The sequence below is a fragment of the Halarcobacter mediterraneus genome, assembly GCF_004116625.1.
Classification (GTDB): Bacteria; Campylobacterota; Campylobacteria; order Campylobacterales; family Arcobacteraceae; genus Halarcobacter; species Halarcobacter mediterraneus.
Map to the genome: position 1 here is coordinate 1 of NZ_NXIE01000011.1, position 2,807 is coordinate 2,807.

Here is a 2,807-nt window from a genome sequence, read left to right on the forward strand (position 1 = left end):
GTATTTTTACTAAAGCTTACCTTTACCAACTTACCCAAGTTGTTTATGGTAAGCTTTTTTTTTACCTTTTTTCTCTCTTTTCTTTCTTCTTTTATGGGTCTTTATTAAGCTTTTTGCTATATTTTTATACTTATTATTGCTTTTATGCCTGCATAGCTCCAACGGTAGAGCATTTCCATGGTAAGGAAGAGGTTACTGGTTCAAATCCAGTTGTAGGCACCAGTAAACACACTCTAGATTATTGCTTTAAATACAGCTTCATAATCTGGCTCATTTGTAATGTCTTCACATATTTCTTTATGAATTACTATTCCTTCATTATTTGTAACAAAAATAGCTCTGCATGTTACCCCTTCTAATGGTCCATCTGCAATTAATACTCCATATTCTTTTGCAAAGTCTTTATTTCTAAAGTCACTTCCAACTTTTAAGTTCTCAATACCTTCAGTTGTACAAAATCTTCCTGCTGCAAAGGGTAAGTCCATTGAAATTACAATAGCTTCAATATTTGTATCTACTGCTTTTTCATTAAACTTTCTTGTTTCTTCTGCACAAACAGGTGTATCTAATGAGGGAACAGCAATTATTATTTGAGCTTTCCCACCTATTTTAATATCAGATAAGTCTTGATTAACTACTTTTACTATAGGGGCTTTATCTCCAATATTTATTTCGTTTCCTTTTAAGTTTACGATATTTCCTTTCAGCTTAGTTGTTGCCATACTTTAAACCTTTATTTTAAAAATAATTAATTGATTGTATCTAAATATTAATAACAAAATATTAATATAATTTAAAATATTAAGCTTATTAAATATATACTTATTACAATTTTAATATAATGTAAGGCTTTATTATGAAAAATATTACAATTCGTACAAAATTAATTCTTCTTTTTATTTTAATTAAAATAATTCCTTTATTAATAATTGTTTATATAGCATATGAAGGTGTTAAGCGATTAGAAATATACTTAAATGATAGTACAAAATACTTATTTAATGAAAATAAAGAAATAGTTTTAAATACTGCAAATGCTTCTATAAAGGATAGTATCAAGTTTTTAGATAAAAAATCACAATTATCTTTAGAAAGACTTAGTTTTGAAATTGCAAATAATGTTGCTGATTTTCTTTATGAACGAGATAATGATATACTTTTTTTATCTAAATTAAATATCAATCAAGAAATTTTAGAATCTTTTTTTAAGACTAAGATGAGAGAAATAATTGTTCATAATAAATATAGGTATAACGATATTAATAATACTTGGGTTGAAGAAGATTCTCTTAAAAAAATGATAAGAAAAAATAAAAAGGCAAACTTGAAAGATAATGAAAGAGAATTTAATTATACTGATCCTCTACCATTAAATAAAAAATTGATACCTTTATATAAAGAAGTTACTTATTTTGATTTGAAGGGTAATGAAAAATATAAAGTTTCTAATATTAATCAAAAACTAAAAAATGTTTCACATCAAAAAAATACTTATATTAATTCAGAAAATTATTTTAATAAAGTTCATAATTTGAAAGAAGGAGAAATTTTTGTTTCTGATGTTATTGGTGAATATATTGGGACTAAAGTAATTGGTACATTTACAAAAGAAAAAGCAAAGAAAGCAAAAATAAATTTTGAACCAGAAAAGTATGCTTATGCAGGGAAAGAAAATCCTTTAGGAAAAGAGTTTGAGGGAATAATAAGATTTATAACACCAGTATTTGAAAATGGTGTAAAAAAAGGATATATTTCTTTGGCTTTAGACCATAAACATATAATGCAATTTACTGATACAGCCAACCCTACAAGTAATGACCCTATACAAAGTATTACTGATGCAGGAAGCGGTAATTATGCTTTTATGTGGGATTATGAAGGGAAAAATATTTCTCATGCAAGAGATTATTTTATTATGGGTTATGATAAGAAAACTGGGAAAAGAGTTATACCTTGGCTTAGTACTGATGTTTATTTTAAATATGAAGAGTCTGGACTTGAAATTAATGATTTTCTTTCTATTTATCCTACTTTTGAAAAACAATCTTTGGAGAAAAAACCAAATTTAAAACAGCTTTTTGAAGAAGGAAATGTTGGGTTAGATTGTAGATATTTAAATTTTGCTCCTCAATGTAAAGGTTGGATGCAGTTAACAGAAAATGGTGGATATGGTTCATTTATTATTTATTGGAGTAAACTTTGGAAACTAAGTACAGCTGCTGCAATTCCATATTATACTGGTAAATATGGAAATTCAAAGAGAGGTTTTGGATTTGTAACTATTGGTGCCAATGTTAATGAGTTTCATGCTGCAGCAAATGAAACTAAAAAAAGTATAAATACAATTTTAAAAAAGCAAACTAAAAATATGAAAAAAGTAGTTGATGAAAATAAATTTGAGATTACTCTTTTTATTAAGTCATTAATAAACGAATTAACAATAGTTACTTTTATAATGATTCTTTTAATAATAGCTATTGCAATTTGGATTTCTAGATATATTACTTCAAAAATAGAAAATTTATTAATTGGTACTAAAAAATTTGCAAATAATGAGCTTGATTACCGAATTGAGGTTTCTTCAAATGATGAAATAGGAAAATTAGAAAATTCTTTTAATACAATGGCAGAACAAATTAAAAGTTTAATTTTTAGTCAAATGAAGTCTTTGGAAAAAGCACAAAGGGCAGATGAAGCGAAATCAATATTTTTAGCAAATATGAGTCATGAGATAAGAACACCATTAAATGCAATAATAGGATTTTCAGAATTACTAAGTAAAAATAAAGAGCTAACAAAAGAGAATA

General features: G+C 25.9%; 2 protein-coding genes and 1 tRNA gene. 2 read left to right on the plus strand and 1 reads right to left on the minus strand.

Features of this window, described 5'->3' with window-relative positions; translation table 11 throughout:
• The first annotated feature begins 146 nt into the window (after window positions 1–146).
• Window positions 147–222 (plus strand) — tRNA-Thr (locus CP965_RS13950).
• Window positions 223–233: 11 nt separating this feature from the next.
• Here the strand turns inward: CP965_RS13950 and tpx are convergent.
• The gene (gene tpx, locus CP965_RS13955) at window positions 234–722 is read right to left on the minus strand and encodes a thiol peroxidase (protein WP_129062719.1); all 489 of its coding nucleotides are present in this window, start codon (window positions 720–722) and stop codon (window positions 234–236) included.
• A gap of 134 nt (window positions 723–856) precedes the next feature.
• On the opposite strand from tpx, the gene CP965_RS14490 reads away from it, so the two are divergent.
• The coding region (locus CP965_RS14490) for a HAMP domain-containing protein (RefSeq protein ID WP_164971038.1) at window positions 857–2,807 on the plus strand (1,951 nt) is incomplete at its 3' end.

Excerpts from the sequence above, each read along its gene's own strand:
- tpx (WP_129062719.1), bottom strand. The coding sequence starts at position 722 with ATGGCAACAACTAAGCTGAAAGGAAATATCGTAAACTTAAAAGGAAAC.